The 15,915-nt window shown below is 70.4% G+C and carries 16 protein-coding genes; 7 read left to right on the top strand and 9 right to left on the bottom strand.

What is annotated here, in order from left to right; genetic code table 11:
• Nucleotides 1–323 precede the first annotated feature (323 nt).
• The 3 genes from AB0F17_RS27715 to AB0F17_RS27705 form a co-directional block, all read right to left on the bottom strand.
• Nucleotides 324–1,625: a CHRD domain-containing protein gene (locus AB0F17_RS27715; RefSeq protein WP_358028282.1), complete on the bottom strand. Its 1,302-nt coding sequence runs from the start codon at nucleotides 1,623–1,625 to the stop codon at nucleotides 324–326.
• A 160-nt stretch (nucleotides 1,626–1,785) separates the two neighbouring features.
• Nucleotides 1,786–2,505, bottom strand: a complete 720-nt coding sequence (locus AB0F17_RS27710; protein ID WP_358028280.1) for a zf-HC2 domain-containing protein — start codon at nucleotides 2,503–2,505, stop codon at nucleotides 1,786–1,788.
• Nucleotides 2,502–3,050 (bottom strand): sigma-70 family RNA polymerase sigma factor, encoded by a 549-nt coding sequence (locus tag AB0F17_RS27705; RefSeq protein ID WP_358028277.1) that lies wholly within the window; start codon nucleotides 3,048–3,050, stop codon nucleotides 2,502–2,504. Before AB0F17_RS27705 ends, AB0F17_RS27710 begins: the two co-directional genes overlap by 4 nt.
• A gap of 292 nt (nucleotides 3,051–3,342) precedes the next feature.
• Here AB0F17_RS27705 and rsgA point away from each other — a divergent pair, with 292 nt between their 5' ends.
• The gene (gene rsgA, locus AB0F17_RS27700) at nucleotides 3,343–4,440 is read left to right on the top strand and encodes a ribosome small subunit-dependent GTPase A (RefSeq protein WP_358028274.1); all 1,098 of its coding nucleotides are present in this window, start codon (nucleotides 3,343–3,345) and stop codon (nucleotides 4,438–4,440) included.
• Between the two features lie 17 nt (nucleotides 4,441–4,457).
• Nucleotides 4,458–5,087: a phosphoribosyltransferase family protein gene (locus tag AB0F17_RS27695; protein ID WP_358028271.1), complete on the top strand. Its 630-nt coding sequence runs from the start codon at nucleotides 4,458–4,460 to the stop codon at nucleotides 5,085–5,087.
• 40 nt (nucleotides 5,088–5,127) lie between these two features.
• Here AB0F17_RS27695 and AB0F17_RS27690 read toward each other — a convergent pair whose 3' ends face one another.
• Nucleotides 5,128–5,604, bottom strand: a complete 477-nt coding sequence (locus AB0F17_RS27690; protein WP_358028268.1) for an ATP-binding protein — start codon at nucleotides 5,602–5,604, stop codon at nucleotides 5,128–5,130.
• Nucleotides 5,605–5,733: 129 nt separating this feature from the next.
• On the opposite strand from AB0F17_RS27690, the gene AB0F17_RS27685 reads away from it, so the two are divergent.
• Entirely contained in the window at nucleotides 5,734–6,621 is an 888-nt protein-coding gene (locus tag AB0F17_RS27685) for a helix-turn-helix transcriptional regulator (protein WP_358028265.1), read from the top strand.
• A 115-nt stretch (nucleotides 6,622–6,736) separates the two neighbouring features.
• Nucleotides 6,737–6,970, top strand: a complete 234-nt coding sequence (locus tag AB0F17_RS27680) for a DUF397 domain-containing protein (protein ID WP_358028262.1) — start codon at nucleotides 6,737–6,739, stop codon at nucleotides 6,968–6,970.
• Nucleotides 6,971–7,232: 262 nt separating this feature from the next.
• Here AB0F17_RS27680 and AB0F17_RS27675 read toward each other — a convergent pair whose 3' ends face one another.
• The 4 genes from AB0F17_RS27675 to AB0F17_RS27660 form a co-directional block, all read right to left on the bottom strand.
• Complete coding sequence (locus AB0F17_RS27675; RefSeq protein ID WP_080036407.1) at nucleotides 7,233–7,544, bottom strand: WhiB family transcriptional regulator; 312 nt, start codon at nucleotides 7,542–7,544, stop codon at nucleotides 7,233–7,235.
• Nucleotides 7,545–7,645: 101 nt separating this feature from the next.
• Complete coding sequence (locus AB0F17_RS27670; protein WP_358028259.1) at nucleotides 7,646–8,560, bottom strand: sucrase ferredoxin; 915 nt, start codon at nucleotides 8,558–8,560, stop codon at nucleotides 7,646–7,648.
• 61 nt (nucleotides 8,561–8,621) lie between these two features.
• Nucleotides 8,622–10,133: a glycerol-3-phosphate dehydrogenase/oxidase gene (locus AB0F17_RS27665; protein ID WP_358028256.1), complete on the bottom strand. Its 1,512-nt coding sequence runs from the start codon at nucleotides 10,131–10,133 to the stop codon at nucleotides 8,622–8,624.
• Nucleotides 10,126–10,635 (bottom strand): helix-turn-helix domain-containing protein, encoded by a 510-nt coding sequence (locus AB0F17_RS27660; RefSeq protein ID WP_358028254.1) that lies wholly within the window; start codon nucleotides 10,633–10,635, stop codon nucleotides 10,126–10,128. The genes AB0F17_RS27665 and AB0F17_RS27660 overlap by 8 nt, the downstream gene beginning before the upstream one ends.
• A gap of 31 nt (nucleotides 10,636–10,666) precedes the next feature.
• On the opposite strand from AB0F17_RS27660, the gene AB0F17_RS27655 reads away from it, so the two are divergent.
• Nucleotides 10,667–12,256 (top strand): FAD-binding oxidoreductase, encoded by a 1,590-nt coding sequence (locus AB0F17_RS27655; RefSeq protein ID WP_358028518.1) that lies wholly within the window; start codon nucleotides 10,667–10,669, stop codon nucleotides 12,254–12,256.
• 10 nt (nucleotides 12,257–12,266) lie between these two features.
• Here AB0F17_RS27655 and AB0F17_RS27650 read toward each other — a convergent pair whose 3' ends face one another.
• Nucleotides 12,267–12,677, bottom strand: a complete 411-nt coding sequence (locus AB0F17_RS27650) for a hypothetical protein (RefSeq protein ID WP_358028251.1) — start codon at nucleotides 12,675–12,677, stop codon at nucleotides 12,267–12,269.
• A gap of 149 nt (nucleotides 12,678–12,826) precedes the next feature.
• Here AB0F17_RS27650 and AB0F17_RS27645 point away from each other — a divergent pair, with 149 nt between their 5' ends.
• Both AB0F17_RS27645 and AB0F17_RS27640 read left to right on the top strand, forming a co-directional pair.
• Nucleotides 12,827–14,314, top strand: coding sequence for a metallophosphoesterase (locus tag AB0F17_RS27645; RefSeq protein ID WP_358028248.1), 1,488 nt, complete (start codon nucleotides 12,827–12,829; stop codon nucleotides 14,312–14,314).
• A gap of 21 nt (nucleotides 14,315–14,335) precedes the next feature.
• Entirely contained in the window at nucleotides 14,336–15,901 is a 1,566-nt protein-coding gene (locus AB0F17_RS27640; RefSeq protein ID WP_358028245.1) for a bifunctional 3'-5' exonuclease/DNA polymerase, read from the top strand.
• Nucleotides 15,902–15,915: the final 14 nt, after the last annotated feature.

The raw sequence follows: 15,915 nt of genomic DNA, 5'->3' as shown, positions 1-15,915 counted from the left end.
CGGGTGGGCACGGCAGGTCGTGAACAAATCACCAAGAGGAGACGCGGACGCCCCGCCGTACGGAGGGTTACGGCGGGGCGTCGGGTGCCTTCGGGGGTGGGCCGGATTACCCCCGGAGGCGGTGGCCGGTGGCGGGCGGGGGAAAGTCGCCGCCATCGGCCGGGGGCGGTCCTTGCGGGCGGGACCGAATCGCCCGCGTGGACCTGGTCTTCAGTTGGTCGGTCAGTTCGGGAGCAGGTGGTCGGGCGGGACCGAATCGTCCACGTGGACCTGGTCGATCAGCTCAGGAACAGGGGGTCGGGCGGGACCGAAATCGTCCGCGATCAGCCCAGGAACAGGTAGTCGGCCTTGTAGTCGACCTGGGTCTTGGCGCCCACCGTGCAGGTGCCCGCGGGGGCCACGCCGCCCTCGGTGTTCAGGCGCAGGATCGTGGTGGCGTGGGCCAGCAGGCCGGTGTTCTTGCCGGACTGGGTGGCGTCCAGAACCAGCTCGGGGATGTTGCCGTCGCCGTTCGGGGTCTTGGTGACGAGTGTTCCGCGCACCGCGCTGCCGTCTGGAGCGATCCACTGCGGCGGTCCCGCGGCGGGGGTCACGAAGGAGTGGTCGATGCCGCGCCGCAGCTTGGCGGACACGCCGAACTGGGTGAAGGCGGGGGTCGCGCCGGGCTGCTGGGTGCAGGCGTAGATCTGGGCGCCCTCCAGGACCTCGGCGGTGACCGCGCGGGGGTGGTCGAACGGGTCGCCGGAGAGCTGGCCGCGCACCGCGCCGCCGTTGAACTCCGTGGTGTGCAGGTTCGTGTAGTAGCGGCCGGGGTTGGCGGCGATGCGCTTGACGATCGCCGCGGCGACCTTGGTCTCGCCCGCGATGCCCGTCAGGTTTGACGGCAGGCCCGCGGCGTCGGCGAACAGGTCGGCGACCACGTCGCCGTTCTTGCCGTTCGCGCCCTTGTGGATGTGGCCGTTGGTCACCGGGGCGAGCCCGGTCCAGAAGGCCGTGTAGCCGATGACCGAGCCGTCCGGGCGCAGCCACCAGGTGGCCTGACCGTCCTGGTCGCCGCGCTTCTTGCCGTCGTCGGCCGGCACTTCCTTGGTGCCGTCGGCGCGCGAGGAGAGCGTGGCCTGGTTGCTGCCCTGAAGGACGCCGTTGAGGTCGATCGGCTTGTTCAGCCGGTGGAACTGGCCGCGGACCGCGCCCTTGGGGTGGGCGGCGTCGTGCAGGTTGGCGTAGAAGCCGCCCGGGTCGTCGATCAGCGACTTGACCAGCGCCGGGTCGGCCGTGACCGTGCCGGTCACGCCGAGCGCGGACTTGGGCAGCGGCTTGGTGAAGAACTCGAGCTTGACGTCGCCGTTGGCGCCCTTGGCACCCAGGTGGATGTGCCCGGCGGTAGGTGAGTCGATCTTGTTCCAGCGAGCCGCGAATGTGACCTCGTTGCCACTGATCTTGATGACGACGGTCGAACGGCCATCGGCGTCACCCTTGACGCCCACTTCGTTGGCGCCGCGCAGTCCGGCGGCGAGGTACACATCGTCACCGGAGGCCGCGACAGTCGCCTGAGCTGCGGTGACGGGAGCGAGGAGGCCGGTGGCGAGCAGTGCCCCGGACAGGGCGAGCGTGCGAATCGACATGATGAAACCTCTTAAAGGATTGTCATTCGGGTTGGTACGGCAAGCAGTACGCGACCCGGCCCAGAAGAGGTTCAATCGAGTTATCGGTAAAAGTACACATAGGGAGAGGGGTATAAAAAAGCCCTCCCACCTGCGGTGGAAGGGCTTCTGAAGCGCTCGTTCAGGCTCTGACGGTAAGTAAAGTCTTACCTGTTGCGGTGACCACTTCGAAATGATCGATATCCGCGATCTTCCATGGGCTGCCGCCGTGCATGTAGAGGGGATCGGGCGAACCGGGCACGCCATATCCGGCGGGCGGCACCGACCAGCCCGTCATGATCCGCTTCTGACCCGACTTGGACACCGAGATCAGCTCGCATTCGAGCGGGCCCTTCACCCCCGAGAGCTTGAGCGCGGCATGCGTGCCCCAGCCCTTGGACTCCAGCACCAGCCCGCCGCTCACGCCGTCCGCGCCGACGCCCGCGATCGGCGTGCCGTCGGCGTAGAACTGCTCCGCGGGACCCAGATGCTGGGCATGCTGGTCCGACGCCACCACCGGCGCCGCGTCACCGCCCCCGAGCTGCGTGCCGACCGCCAGGCCGCCGGCCACCAGCGTGACCGAGGCCGCCAGCCCGATCACGAACGTGCCCCTCCTGGACCGCCGGTCCTCCGCCTTCTTACGCCGGAGCAGGTCGACGACATCGGCCTGCCCGTAATCAGGAGGGGGCTCTTCTCGCACCGGCCCGATCCCCGTCAGCACGCTGGCCACCCCGGCCAGCTCGGACAGCTCCGCCGTACACGACGGACAGAAGGCGAGGTGCGCTTCGAAGGCCAGCCTGTCGTCGTCGTCCAGCAGGCCGAGGGCGTAGGCGCCTACGTCCGTATGCTCGACTCTGTTCACGCCGTCACCCCTCTCTCCTGCAGTGCGACGCGCAACGCGCGGACCGCGTAATAAACCCGGGACTTCACTGTGCCAACGGGGATGCCCAGCGCTAAGGCGGCGTCGTTGACCGACCGGTCCCGCAAGATCGTCTCGTTGAGGATCTCGCGGTGGGCCGGTGATAACGCCATCAGCGCCTCGGATACGACCACCTGGTGCAGCAGTCCCTCCATCTCGTCCGCCACGGGCATGCTCTCCAGCGGGCCGTCGCCTGATTCCGGCGGGCGGGCTTCCTTGCGCCGCCGGTCATCGATCACGATACGGCGAGCGACGGTCGCGAGCCAGGGCATAAGCGAAGCCGAGTCCGGATCGAGCTGCTCCGAACTGCGCCAGGCGCGGATCATGGTCTCCTGCACGACGTCCTCGGCCCATTGCCGATCGCCCGCCGTCAGCCGGATCACGAATGCCAGCAGCGGCCGGTGGTACTCCCGGTAGAGCGTGGAGACGACCACTTCGTCATCCGGACGTACTCGCCTCATCCGGTGGCGTGAGCGTGGTTTGCCCATGGGGGCGGCTCCCTCGGCCGAGGGCGGGGGACACGTGCTGACTCGCATCATTCCCCTTTCAAAGTGCAGTCGGCAGGAAGTACGGACAGAATGTGGCCCCAGGTTCAATAGATCGGGAAGAAAGTCGTTGCGAACGCGCAGGAGGGATGCGTAGAGTCTGATCGCAACTGGAGCGAGGAGGTGAGGACTATGCGGGCTGTTCTGCTTTGCCTGCCGTCCATCAACCTCCGGATGCCCGCGTAGAACACGCGTCGACATCCGGGTCCTTCTCGACCGCAAAGGTGTCACTCCGTTGTTCTCCGATCTGTTCTCGCTCGGCTGGGCCGAATACCGCGCCGCCGAGCTACCACCGCTGACCGTCCCGGCCCGGGTGTCCCGGGTCGATCGCGGCGCCGCCGAGGTGATCGCCGCGGACGGGCAGCATCACGTCAAATACGGCGCGCGCGTCCGCAGGGCGTCCGCTGACGACCCCGTGGCGCTGCCCTGTGTTGGAGACTGGGTCGCGCTCAGAGAGCTCCCAGAGGGCCGGTACGAGCTCGACGCGGTCCTGCCGCGAACCAGCGCCTTCGTCAGAGGCGGCGTCAGCCGCGACTCGCGCGGCGGGCTGTCTGGCGACGGCCAGGGCCAGGTGCTCGCGGCCAACGTCGACATCGTCTTCGTCGCCGAGCCGTCCATGCACGCCACGGACTTCGCCGACCTGAGCCGCATCGAGCGGCTCGTCGCCCTGGCCTGGGAGTCCGGCGGCACGCCCGTCGTGCTCGTCACCAAGTCCGACCTGTTCGAACGGGGCCTGGACGAGCTGCTCGCCGACGTGCGCACCGCGGCGCCGGGCGTCGACGTGCACGCCGTCTCCTCGGTGCTCGGCGACGGCGTCGAGCTGGCACGCGGCTACCTCGAAGGCTCGCGCACGGCCGTCGTGCTCGGCCCGTCGGGCGCGGGCAAGTCCACGCTCGTCAACGCCATGGCGGATGACGGGGTGATGGACACCCAGCAGGTGCGCGCCGCCGACGGGCGGGGCCGCCACACCACCGTGCACAGGGAGCTGATCCCGCTGCCGGGCGGCGGGCTCGTCATCGACACGCCGGGCATCCGCCGGGTCGGCCTCTACGAGATGAGCGAGGGCGTCGACCTCGTCTTCTCCGACATCGAGGAGCTGGCGGCCGGCTGCCGGTTCGACGACTGCGGCCACGTGAGCGAGCCCGGCTGCGCGGTGCTCGTCGCGCTGGAGAACGGCGAGCTGCCCGAGCGGCGGCTGCTGAGCTGGCGCAAGCTCCAGCGCGAGGCCGCCTGGATGGCCGCGCGCACCGACGGGCGGCTCCGCAAGGAGGAGCGGGACAAGTGGAAGATCATTCACAAGGAGATGCGCCGGGCGGGCAGAAACCGGCCCTGATCGGGTAATACCACTGCATGGACCTGCTGTTCGCGGACCGTGCGCAAGCGGGGACGATGCTCGCGGGCCGCCTGCGCGGCGCGCGGGATCCCCTGGTGCTGGCGCTCCCGCGCGGCGGCGTGGCGGTGGCCGTGCCCATCGTCCGCGGCATCGGCGGCCGGCTCGACGTGCTCGTCACCCGCAAGATCGGCTATCCGCCGACGCCCGAGCTGGGCGTCGGCGCGATAGCCGAGGGCGGCGAGCCGGTGTTCGACCTGGCCCTGCTGCGCAGGCTCGGGATGACGCCCGAGTCGGTGGCGGAGGTGGTCGCGGAGGAGCGGCGCGAGCTGGCCCGCCGGGTCAAGGTCTACCGGGGCGACCGCCCGTTGCCCGACATCGCCGGTCGCGAGGTGATCGTGGTCGACGACGGCCTGGCCACCGGCGCGACCGCGCGGGCGGCGCTCCGGGCGGTCCGCGCGGCCAAGCCGGGCCGGGTGACGCTGGCCGTCCCGGTGGGTGCCCGCGACACCGTCGAGGCCATGCGCGAGGAGGCCGACGAGGTGGTGGTGCTGCGGGTGCCGGCGGACTTCCGGGCGGTCGGGCAGTGGTACGAGCACTTCGACCAGCTCAGCGACGCCGACGTGCTCGACCTGCTGGCGGACGTTTAGCGTGACAGGCGCTCAGCGCTCGGATCGGGCGTGGCGCCAGTCAGGCGGGCAGGACGGCCCAGACGAGCTTGCCCTGGCCGCTGGGGGTGAGCCAGCCCCAGCCCGTGGTGAGCGCCTCGACCAGCCGCAGGCCGCGACCGTATTCGGCGAAGACGTCGGTGGCGGGGGCGGCGGCCGGCGCGTGCCGGCTGTAGTCGCTCACCACACACGCCACCTCGCGCAGCCGGCTCAGCAGCCGGAGCTGGATGGCGCCGCCGCCGTGCCGCATCGCGTTGGTGACGAGCTCGGAGACCACGAGCTGGGCGTCGAAGACGATGCCGTCGGAGCCCCACGAGGTGAGCGTCCGGTCGACGAACCGCCTGGCAGTGGCCACACACTCGGGCTCGAACGGACTGAGTTCGTGAAAAGGGAAGACCGCGTCGCACGGACCGCGTCGCCCTTCGAGCAGAATGGGCAGCAGCCAACCCGGCGCCTGAGCGCCGGTGGCGGCTTGCGGCCGAGCGTCGAAAGTCGTCATCTTGGCCCCCGAAGCGCGGTATAGGTGATCCAATGCCCATCTTTACGGCGTGTGCTTACCGATGCAAGACTTTTGGTGTTTACAGATGCAAAATGCATCTGCACGTGCAGATGATCTGGGAGCGATAGTGTGAGCGCACTGAGTGCGGAAGGGAACGTGATCGGCCACTCGCCGGGAAGCCCGACGGTGCTGCGGATTTTGCTGGGTACGCAGCTGCGCAGGCTCCGCACGGAGCAGCGTATCTCGCGGGAGGACGCGGGGTACGCGATTCGCGCTTCTCACGCGAAGATCAGCCGGCTGGAGCTCGGCCAGGTCAGCTTCAAGGAACGCGACGTGGCCGACCTGCTCACGCTCTACGGCGTCACCGACCCCGCCGAGCGGGCGCCGCTGCTGGAACTGGCCCGGCAGGCCAACGCCCCCGGCTGGTGGCACAAGTACGGTGACCTGCTGCCCGGCTGGTTCGAGGTGTACATCGGGCTGGAGGGCGCGGCCTCGGTCATCCGGACGTACGAGAACCAGTTCGTGCCCGGCCTGCTCCAGACGCCCGAGTACGCCAGGGCGGTGATCAAGCTGGCGCACGAGACGACTCCCGACGCGGAGCTCGACCGGCGCGTCGCGCTGCGCATCAGGCGCCAGGACCGCCTGGCCGGCGACCGGGCGCTCAAGCTGTGGGCGGTCATCGACGAGGCCGTGGTGCGGCGCGCGCTGGGCGGCCGCGAGGTGATGCGCAGGCAGGTCGAGCACCTGCTGGAGATGACGGCACGGTCCAACGTCACCGTTCAGGTCGTTCCGTTCGAACGCGGCGGGCACGCGGCCGCCGGCGGGCCGTTCAGCATCCTGCGCTTCCCCGAGCGTGACCTGCCCGACGTCGTCTACCTGGAGCAGCTCACCAGTGCCCTCTATCTCGACAAGCCGGCGGAGTCCGAGCATTACATGCAGGTCATGGACCGATTGAGCGTCCAGGCCGACTCCCCTGAGCAGACCAAACGCTTCCTGGAGCGGCTGCTGTCGATGTGATCCACACCATAAGGGGATTTTGGTCATCCCCTATATGGCGATCTTGGCGCTACCGTATCGTGATCTCGCAACCACGGCTGCACGTGCATCCGTAAGCGCGCGAGGGAGCTTCCCCATGCATGAGTTCCGGAACGGAACGCCCGCCGGTCGCCTTTCGGCCATCTGGCGCAAGAGCCGGCGGAGCAACCCGAACGGCAACTGCGTCGAGGTGGCCGATCTGCCCACGGGGGAGGTGGCGATGCGTAACTCGCGCTTCCCCGAGGGTCCCGCCCTGGTTTATACGCGGGCCGAAATTACCGCGTTCGTGCTGGGCGCCAAGGACGGCGAGTTCGACGACCTGATCGTCTGAGCCGGCAGCACCGACCCAGAGGTAATGATCCAGCGGCACCTGTCCCGGAAGGTGCTGATCCTGGGGGACACCGATCCGGAAACCACTTCAGCCCGGCGTCACGGATGACGCCGGGCTGAAGCGCGTGCTCGGGGTAGAGCTGGTGCTTGATCAAGCAGTTGTCCCGACCGGGTTCACCGGAGCCTGGACGTGGCGGGCCAGGCTTCGGCTCATCGGGACAACTGCGTGATCACGCGGTGATCACGGACGCTGCCGGGTGGAGTCAGGCGGCGGAGATGCCGGCGCTGGCCGCGCGGCGCATGCGACGGCGACGCTCGGAAGCGCGCTCGTCCTCGTTCAGGCCACCCCACGTGCCGTACTTCTCCGGACGGGACAGCGCGTAGTCCAGGCACTCGTTGCGGACAGGGCACTGGGCGCAGATCGCCTTGGCCTTCCGCTCGCGCACGTCACGCTCGGGCTGCCGCTCCCCATCGGGGCCGAAGAAGAGCACGAGGTCCTCACCCCGGCACGCGGCATCATCCTGCCAACCCCAGCTGGGGCGCGGGCGGGCGAGCTGCCGACGTACCTGAGACATGAGAAAACCACCTTCGTGAGAGGTATTTCAGTAATTGAGCCGCATTGGACGCTTTCGGCGTCACTGTTCCAACGCAAAGGTAGGCCGTGATGTTCCCGTGATCAGGTAAGCGCGGGCGTGGCATACCGCACAGGCCTGAGCCTGTCCAGCGAAACCAGCCGGTAGGTGGTGATCTTCTCGGCGCAAGCCGTACCACACGGCGCTTGGAGCACCGATGGCTCAACCACAACCTGGAACCGGACGTCGCCGCAGCGCACGATGGCTTCGGTGACGTCGCCGTCCGACCTGGAGGATTCCACGGCCACTGCGCCGACAGAACGCTCTCCCGTATGGGCTCGGGCGAAGTGCTCGACGGCTTGCAATGGCTCAGGGATGCCTGCGCGTCCCCGGTAACGGTCGAGAATGATCTCGCCCGACCGGTACGCGTTAGCCGCTGCGATCGCAGCAGCCTGAGACATGCTGCCGTAGAAAATTCCGTGTGGCAAGCACACGAGGTTGGCGGCGTAACGATCGCCGCCAACGTGTGACGTTTCCCACACTCTGTCCGGCCAGTTTTCGGCCAGTGTCCGAGCGAGGGGTAGTCCAATGCGGGCGCAACACGCATTGCGCTTGGCGTGCGTGCAGACCAGAAATACCGGCTCGTCTTCAAGTATGCAGGACTCCGGGACCACTCCCGCCACCAGCGCGTCAAGGTCAAGATCGTCGGGACCTGCGATGACTCCGCTGGCCAGCCAGGGGTTAGGGCCTATGGCGTACCCGACTAGCACACGCAGGTCCTGCTCCTGTGGGCGGGCTCGCCGGCCGGGGCGGCGGATGAGCTGGGGCCGAATGCCACGTTCCACGGCTCGCTGCACGAGTTTCGAGATTCTCTCAGGAAGCTCGAAGCTTTCCAGATGCGACGGCCACGGCCCGTCGTGCTCGACGAGTAGCCACAGCCGGGCTCCCACGGTGGCGCTGGCCAGATTCGGCACAGCGCCGGCGTGGGAGCCGTCCGGATGCTCGCAGGCCCTGGTCAACGCCGTCCTCCCTCACTTGCGAATTAGGTAAGACTAACCTAACGGCGAGGGGGTAAAGGTGTTATCCGGCAAACGCCGCCCGGGCGGCCGGCAGCGCCGCCGCCCTGTCCTCGGGGACGAGCCCGATCCTGGTCCTGCGGTCGAGCAGGTCGTCCACGTCGAGAGCGCCCTCGTGGGCGACGGACCACCGCAGCTCGCCCATCGTGATGCCGAGACAGACCTCTTCGGGATGCGCCTGGACGAACTCGTGCACGGCCGCCGCCTCGCAGCCGTAGCGGGCGACCAGCCGCTCGGGCGCGCGGTCCGGCCCGGCGCCTGGGGTCACGGCGCCATGATTCTGGACGGCTCCGACGAGCGGGATCGAGGTGGTACGGCTCGGACCCGCCCGGAGATTCCGCGCCGAGATCGCTCGATCCACCGCGTCCTCCGCCATCCGCCGGTATGTCGTGAGCTTGCCGCCCACGACCGTGATGAGCCCTCCATCCGCGAACACGGCGTGCTTCCGGGAGACATCGGACGTCCGCCCGTCCGCCGCCAGGAGCGGCCTGAGCCCCGCGTAGGCGCCCGCGACGGCCTCGCGGGCCACCGGTGCCGCCAGAACCGTGTTGAGTACGCTCAGGAGCGCCCTGATGTCCGCCTCGGGCGCCTCGGGCACGTCGGGGACGGGGCCGTCGAGAGGTTCGTCGGTCAGGCCCACGTACACGCGGCCGTCGGCTTGGGGGAGTACGAGCGCGAATCGGTTGCTCTCTCCGGGTATCGGGATGTGCAGCCCGGACAGCAGGCCCGGCAGGGTCCCGGGGCGGAGCACGAGGTGCGTGCCGCGTGACGGGCGCAGTTCCACCTGAGGATCCAGCAGGCCCGCCCATACGCCCGCCGCGTTGATCACAGTCCTGGCCCGGATGCCGAACTCCGCGCCGGTCAGCTCGTCGCGGACCTTGGCGCCCTCGCCGGTCAGCTCCAGGGCGCGGCAACGGGTCAGGATCCGCGCCCCGTGCGCCGCCGCCGTCCTGGCCATGGCGACCACCAGCCGGGCGTCGTCGAGCACTCGGCCGTCCCAGGACAGCAGCCCGCCCCGCAGGCCGTGCTCGCTCAGCATGGGCGCGAGCGTGTGCGCCCGGGCGGCCGTCAGCCGGGACGGGCCGGGCAGCAGGCGGCGCGGCGTGAGGGCGGTGGCGCGCAGCGCGTCGCCGAGCCGGTAGCCGGTCATCAGCAGCTTCGCCTGGGGCCTGGAGACCTCCGGCGTCAGCGGCAGCACGTACGGGTGCGCCTTGACCAGGTGCGGAGCCGTACGCCGCAGCAGGATGCCGCGCTCGACGGCGCTTTCGCGGGCGATGCCCACCTGGCCCTTGGCGAGGTAGCGGAGCCCGCCGTGAATGAGCTTGGAACTCCACCGCGACGTGCCGAAAGCCAGGTCGTGCGCGTCGATCGCCGCTACGCTGAGACCACGCGAAGCGGCGTCGAGCGCCGCGCCCGCACCTGTCGCGCCCAGACCCACGACCAGCACATCGACGGTTTCCTCCGCGACCACGGCCAGCTCACGGGCCCTTCGTGGCGCGTTCAGCGAGCTATCCAAGGTAGGCCTCCAGCAGGGTGGCGAGTTCGGCGTCGAGTTCGTCGAGCGTCACGGGGTCGAGCATGGTGGGCGCCGACAGCAGGAACGACTGCGCCACGAGCAGCACCGCCCTGGCCTTGCGGCGGTCGCCGACGGCGTCCTCGAGCACGGCGAGCACCGCCTCGTGGGTGGCGCCGCGCCGATCCAGCAGATACGGCAGGAGCAGCTCAGGGTCCGCTTCCACGATCTTGCGCCAGAGCGGATGTCCACGCAGCCGTCGTACCCCTTCGACGACCGCCGCGACCGGGTCCGACATGTCGAGATCCGTGACCGCCAGCACCCACTCCCGCGTCATCACGTCGGCGACCAGGCTCCGCACGTCGGGCCAGCGGCGATAGAGCGTCATCCGGGACACCCCCGCCCGGCGCGCCACGTCGGTGAGCGTGGTGCGCCGCACCCCGTAGGCGAGCACGCAGTCGCGGGCCGCGTCCAGCACGCCGTCATTGTGACGAATCGACGTCATATGTCACAGTGTAGACGTGCTGAACGAACCTATGCTCTGGTCGGGCTGGGGCGACCCCGCCAAGGCCCGCGAGCTGCCCCCGCAGATCCGCGAGCTGCTCCACGACCTGCTGGGCGTGCGCGAGCCGGCCGCGCCCGCCGCCTCATTCGCATCCGTACGGCTGGCCCCGGTCGCGCTCTCGCCCGCGCGCCTGGCCGCCCTGGCCGAGGTGGTGGGCCACGAACACGTGCTGACCTCGCGCGCGGCCCGGATCGGCCACACGCGCGGCAAGTCGACGCCCGACCTGCTGCGGATGCGCGCGGGAGACGGCTCGGACGCGCCCGACGCCGTGGTGCTGCCCGGCTCGCACGACGAGGTGGCCGCGCTGCTGCGGCTGTGCGTCGCCGAGCGGATCGCGGTGGTGCCCTTCGGCGGCGGCACGTCCGTGGTGGGCGGCCTGGCGGCGTCCCGGTCCGGCTTCGCCGGGGTGGTGGCGCTGGACCTGGCCCGGCTCGACCGGCTCGTCTCGGTCGACGCCGAGTCGATGGTCGTCACCGTCGAGCCCGGACTCCGGGCGCCCGAGGCCGAGCGGCTGCTCGGACGCCACGGGCTGACCCTGGGACATTTCCCGCAGTCGTTCGAGTACGCCACGCTGGGCGGGTTCGCGGCGGCCCGGTCCAGCGGGCAGGCTTCGGCGGGCTACGGGCGGTTCGACGACATGGTGGTGGGGCTGACCGTCGCCACGCCCTCCGGCGACCTGTCCCTGGGGCGCGCGCCGAAGTCGGCGGCCGGGCCCGATCTGCGGCAGCTCCTGCTGGGGTCGGAGGGGGCGTTCGGCGTGATCACGGCACTGCGGCTGCGGGTGCGGCGGGTGCCCGAGCGGCGGGTGTACGAAGGGTGGCGGTTCGGGTCGTTCCGGGAGGGGACGGCCGCGCTGCGGGTGCTGGCGCAGGAAGGGCCGCTGCCGACGGTGCTGCGGCTCTCGGACGAGACGGAGACCATGATCGGGCTCGCCCGGCCGGACGCCATCGGGGGCGGCGACTCCGGCTGCCTGGTGATCGCGGGCTACGAGGGACCGGCGGCGGAGGGTTCCCCGGCTTCGTCCGCGACGTCGGTCGAGGGGCGCGGGGCCGGTGCGGGGGCGGTGCTGGCGCGGATGGGCGGGGTGCCGCTCGGGATCGAGCCCGGACAGGCGTGGGAGCACGGCCGGTTCGCGGCGCCGTACCTGCGCGACTCGCTGCTGGCCGTCGGCGCGACGGTGGAGACCGTGGAGACGGCCGGGTTCTGGTCCGCGCTGCCGCGCCTGTACGACGCGGTGCGGCTGGCGCTGCTCGGGGCGCTGGAGTCGCCGCTGGTCATGTGCCACATCTCGCACGTGTACGAGACCGGGGCCTCGCTGTACTTCACCGTCGTCACCGCCCAGAAGGGGGACCCGGTGGAGCAGTGGGAGCGGGCCAAGGAGGCGGTCAGCGCGGCCATCGTGGCGGCGGACGGCACGATCTCGCACCACCACGGCGTCGGCCGCGACCACCGCGAGGCGTACGCGGCGGAGCTGGGGCCGGTGGGCGTGGACATCCTGCGGGCGGTCAAGTCCCGGCTCGACCCCGCGGGCATCCTGAACCCGGGCATCCTGATCCCCTGAGCCCCCGTGGTCAGTCGAGTGGGTCGACCGCCGTGGCTTCCGTCATAGCCTCCGCCGCGTCGCCGTACTGCTGGAGGGCCTCGTGGACGGCCGACAGGCAGGCCAGCGCGACGATCAGCGGCGCGCCACCCGACGGGCGGCAGAGCTCGACGGCCTCCTGGGCGAGAGGCAGCGCCTCCGGGGCCCGGCGGCGCAGCAACAGCAGCTTGGTGGCGGCCTGCAGGCACCGGGCGAGGAGCACGGAGTGCTCGTCGGGGTCCGCGGCGACCAGCTCCCGGCTGAGCCCGATCGCCTCATGAACCCTGCTGAGCGCGCCCCCGCCCCAGCGTGACCGTCTGCCGGCGTACGCCAGCAGTCCCTCGACGGCGGCCACCCCCGTGGTGCCTTTCCGGGTGGCGTCGTCCGAACCGTTCCGGGCCATGGCAGCCCCCCTCGGCGGAGACGAACCGCTTGCTTGGGGCGTGAGGCTACACCATCACGAACCGATTGTGTTCCCTGCGGCACGCTGCGTTCCGAATGTGCTTGGGGAAGAGCGTGCGGCTTGGGGATGATCGCGGTAAAGATGTGGTCATGGTGGAAGTCGCGGCTGAGCGTGGAAAGCAACTCTCCTCCCGGGTGTCGGAGGAAGGCGCGGGGTGGGCGTGCCGGCGGATCGGCACGTTCGACGAGCTGAGACCGGACACGAAGGGGTTCACCTGGTTCAGCCCGCGCACGCTGTGGCACTCGCGCAACCAGATCGTCGCCGGGCTCTTAGGCGACCCGTCGGGGCAGGTGCGCCGCAGGTGGGTGGCCGAGCAGGAGGCCCGTGGCGCGGACCCGGACTTCCGCGTCCGGCCCGAGGTGGGGGAGAGCTTCAGCTTCCTGCTGCTCGGCGACACGGGTGAGGGCGACGCCTCCCAGTACGCGGTCGTGCCCGGCCTGCTCAAGGTGGGCGAAGGCACCTCCTTCGCCGTCATCGCCAGCGACGTGCTGTATCCGGCCGGGTCCGGCAACGAGTACGAGAACAAGTTCTTCCGCCCGTACAAGGACTATGACGCTCCGATCTACGCGATCCCCGGCAACCACGACTGGTATGACGGGCTCGGCGGCTTCATGCGCGTGTTCTGCGACGCCCCGCCGCTCAAGCCCAAGCGGGAGTTCGGGCTACGCGGCCTGCTCTGGCGCAAGTCGGACACGATCGACGAGCGACTCCTGGCCGAGGCCCGCAAGTTCAGGGAGCAGCCGTCGCAGCGGGCCGCGCAGCCGGGGCCGTACTGGGTGATCGAGACCCCCAGCCTGCTCATCGTGGGCGTCGACACCGGCATCCAAGGGGGGATCGACGGGCAGCAGACCGAGTGGCTGCGGCGCGTCTCCCTCGACCCGCGCCCGAAGATCCTCGTCACCGGCAAGCCGATCTACACGCGCAACGACTACAAGCCGTCCCCGCTCGAGGGCGGCGGCACGATCGACGACATCATCCGCGCCCCCGAACACCGCTACGTGGCCGCCATCGGCGGCGACGTGCACAACTACCAGCGCTACCCCGTCAGAGTGGGCGACCGGGTGATCCAGTACATCGTCTCCGGCGGCGGGGGCGCGTTCATGCACGCCACCCACACCACCCGCCGGGTGGACGTGGCGGGCGTGCACGAGGACGACTTCAAGTGCTACCCGCTGCGCGGCGACTCGCTGTCCTTCTACAGCCAGTTGTACGCGAAGCGGCTCCGGATGAAGTGGATCTACCTCACCCCGGCCGAGGCCGCCTGCATCATGGCGGAGCAGATCAAGAACACCCCGGTCCGGCCCGTCGCGGGGTCCATCAAGATCACCCGCAGGATGAGGTGGGCGGCCCGGCTGCTCGGGGCCTGGCCGATGCCGTTCCGGCTGCCCGTGGGCACGGTCTTCCACCGGTACCTCTCCGAGCTCTCCGACTGGGACACACCACCGTTCTTCAAGCAGTTCCTGCACCTTTCGGTCACGCCCGACCTGCTCAAGGTGCGCTGCTTCGCCGCCACCGGCTGCCTGACGCAGGAGGTGGACCCGCCGATGGAGGACGAGGTGCACATCAGTTTGTCGTAGTCGCCTGGCAGGCTGAACGGCGTGCACGTAGTGGTGACAGACCGGACGATCCTCCCGATCGGCGGTCCGGCCCGTCAGGTCGACGACCTGGCGTCGGCCGTACGAGAGCTCGAAGCCGAGCGGCCGCGCTGGGTCTGGGCGGACGCGCGCGAGGCGTATCCGCCCCTGCTGCGTAGCGGCGTGCGGGTGTCACGCTGTCACGACCTGGCCCTCACCGAGGGCCTGCTGCTCGCTCATGAGGGACGCTACGGGCAACCGCGCTCGGCCAAGGCCGCCCACGCCAGGCTGCACGGCCTGCCGGTGCCCGACGAGCAGCCCAACATGCCCGACACCCTGTTCGCGCCCGAGCCGCTCGGCGCGGAGGCGGTGGCGGAGGTGCTGGCCGACCAGTTGCGCCGGATCGAGGCGCTGCCGGATCCGGGGCGGTTCCGGCTGCTGGTGGCGGCCGAGTCGGCGGGCGCGCTGATCGCCGCCGAGATGGGCCACGACGGCATGCCGTGGCGCCAGGACGTGCACGACGCCCTGCTCACCGACCTGCTCGGGCCGCGCCCGGTGCACGGCATGCGCCCGGTCAAGCTCCAGGCGCTGGCCGACGAGGTGTCGGCGGCGTTCGGGCATCCGGTCAATCCCGACTCGGTGCAGCAACTGGTCAAGGCGTTCAGGGCGGCGGGCGTCGCGCTCAAGACCACCCGGTCGGAGGAGCTCAAGCAGATCGACCATCCGGTCGTCGCGCCGCTGCTCGCCTACAAGGAGCTGGCCAGGCTGTACAGCTTCCACGGGTGGGTCTGGGCCGACCAATGGGTGCGCGACGGGCGTTTCCGTGCCGAGTACGTGGTGGGCGGTGTGGTGTCGGGGCGGTGGGCCACCGACGGCGGCGGCGCGCTGCAGATCCCCAAGGTGATGCGCCGCGTGGTGGTCGCCGACGACGGCTGGACCCTGATCGTCGCCGACGCCGCCCAGCTGGAGCCGCGGGTGCTGGCCGCGATGGCTGGGGACAACGGGCTGGCGCGGGCGGCGGGGGAGATCGATCTCTACTCGGCGCTGGCCAAGTCGTTCGGGGGCGAGCGCGACAAGGCCAAGATCGCGATGCTGTCCGCCATGTACGGGGGCACCAGTGGTGACGCGCCCAAGCTGCTGGCGGTCATGCGGCAGCGCTTCCCCAAGGCGTACCAGTTCGTCGAGGACGCGGCCAAGGCGGGGGAGGAGGGGCGGCTGGTGCGTTCCTGGCTCGGCCGCACCAGCCCGCCGCCGTCCGACCGGTGGAAGTCCCTGGTGTCGGGGCCCGAGGGAAACAGGGCGCTGCGCGATCGGGGGCGGTTCACCCGCAACTTCGTCGTGCAGGCCACCGCCGCCGAGTGGGCGCTGGTGCTGATGGCGGTGCTGCGGGGGCGGTTGTCCGGCCCGGCCCGGCTGGTGTTCTTCCAGCACGACGAGATCATGGTGCACTGCCCGCTCGGCCAGGCCGAAGAGGTCATCGCCGCGGTGTCGGAGTCGGCCGCCGAGGCCAGCAGGCTGCTGTTCGGGCAGTCGCCGGTGCGCTTCCCGATGGAGGCGGTCGCGGTCGACTGCTACGCCGACGCGAAGTGAGGTGTTCCTCCGGA

Origin of the sequence: Nonomuraea sp. NPDC026600 (assembly GCF_040638335.1) — a bacterium.
In the GTDB taxonomy this organism is placed as follows: Bacteria; Actinomycetota; Actinomycetes; order Streptosporangiales; family Streptosporangiaceae; genus Nonomuraea.
Note: the sequence above shows the minus strand (reverse complement) of the source record. Positions and strands in the feature narration are given on the sequence as shown.